Annotated in this window: 1 protein-coding gene; it reads right to left on the bottom strand. The window is 54.2% G+C overall.

Features of this window, described 5'->3' with window-relative positions:
• Positions 1-1,388 (bottom strand): group II intron reverse transcriptase/maturase (ltrA, locus tag RB620_RS30030; protein ID WP_308100831.1); only part of this gene is annotated, 1,388 nt, incomplete at its 3' end.
• Between the last annotated feature and the right edge of the window lie 410 nt (positions 1,389-1,798).

Genomic DNA, 1,798 nt, shown 5'->3' with positions numbered 1-1,798 from the left:
CAAAGCTCCAAATAACGAGAAAGTAAACTCTTCAGCCCTTTCGCTTCCCAGTAGGAAGTCGGAAGGGCATTGTTTGTGTTTCGAGACATTTCCCATGCCCCTCGCCGCGAATTTGCCATGACGAAACAAGCCCTTTCTGGAACGCCGAGCGCACGCAGTTCGCGGATTCGGGTACGTACCCGTTTCCACTGTTTCCAAAGACACATACGTAGTCTGCGGCGAATCCATTGGTCTAATTTCTCGCAATGACTTTTGGCGGATGCTAGCCGGAAATAACCCATCCAGCCGATGAGGTAGCGGTTGAGCCCGGCGATGCGCGTTTCCATAGATACCGAGCGTGTACGGTTCGTCAGTTCCTTCACCTTCTCTTTGAAACGTGAGATGGTCTGGGGCGCTAAACGAATCGTCGCTTTCTTGTCTCTCAGGAAGCTAAAGCCGAGGAACTTACGGTTCCATGGTCGGTCTACCGCACTTTTCTCTCGATTCACTTTCAGTTTTAACTTTCCTTCCACGAAGCTTGTTACCGAATCCATGACACGTTCTCCCGCACGTTTACTGGCAATGAAGATGTTGCAGTCGTCCGCGTAGCGGACAAACCGCAATCCTCGTTTGGTCAGCTCTTTATCCAAGTCGTCCAGCAGAATATTCGCTAGAAGTGGGCTCAGTGGTCCGCCTTGCGGCGTACCTTCTCCCGTTTTCTCGAACACCCTGTTCACCATGACCCCTGCGTTTAGGTAAGCACGGATGAGCTTCAAGACACGCTTGTCCGTCACTTTCCGTGCTACCCTTGCCATAAGCATGTCGTGGTTCACTCGGTCAAAGAACTTCGCTAAGTCCATATCTACGACCCATCGAAAGCCTTCTTGGATGTAGTGCTGGGCTTGCTTTACCGCGTCATGCGCTCGCTTCCCAGGGCGAAAGCCGTAGCTATGCCTCGAGAAGTCCGCGTCGAAGATCGGGTTCATCACTTGTAGAAGGGCTTGTTGGAGGAAGCGGTCCATAACGGTCGGGATGCCGAGCAGCCTCACCCCACCTCCGGGTTTGGGGATTTCCACCCGTTTGACGGGCATGGGTCTGTAGGTTCCTGCGAGAAGTTCGGTCTTCACCGTTTCCCAGTGGGTTTTCAGGTAAGCTTGTAGATTCGCTACCGTTACACTGTCCACGCCGGGAGCTCCTCCGTTCTGTACCACTCGCTTGTAGGCGAGCCTGAGGTTGTCTCCTCTGAGCATTCGCTCCAGCAAGTCGTTATTCGCTTCGCGAGAGGAAGGGGCGATTTGTGCCGACGAAGAACTCGGCGCTCCGGCATACCCTGACGGCTTCACCGCTTCTCTTTGCCGCGAGCTCTCTTGCGAGATTTTCTGCTGTCTTTGCTCTTCATGCGAACGCATCGGTTTCCTCTCTCCTTTCGGTTCAGCCCTTCCGGTTTCCGGCGTCCCGTACTCCCGTACTATGGCCTCTGCTGACTCCTGCGGATTCAGCGCGGCTTCTCAGCCGCGGTTACGAAGTGACTTCGCGTATCCCACAGGCCTCCCCAGATAAGAACGTCATCTTTCTGCCCGCAACCACTGGAGTCTACAGGGAAAGCCTTTGGCGACTTTGGATTTCGTTGTGTTATGGCAACTCATCCGACTAACCCTGCCTCAAATCCAGTTCGTATACCTTGGCTCGTGCATTTGCCTCCAGCTTCCTTCAGATTCTACCTCGCGATAGACACCCTTGCTCTTGGCTAACGGTAGGCGTTCGCCAGCCCCCGTTCGGGACTCTCACCCTAGAGATGACGCCCATGCTGGGCGTACAT

The sequence above is a fragment of the Paenibacillus sp. LHD-117 genome, from assembly GCF_030929555.1.
GTDB lineage: Bacteria > Bacillota > Bacilli > Paenibacillales > Paenibacillaceae > Pristimantibacillus.
The sequence above is the reverse complement of the archived record's forward strand: the minus strand, read 5'-3'. Positions and strand labels throughout refer to the sequence as shown.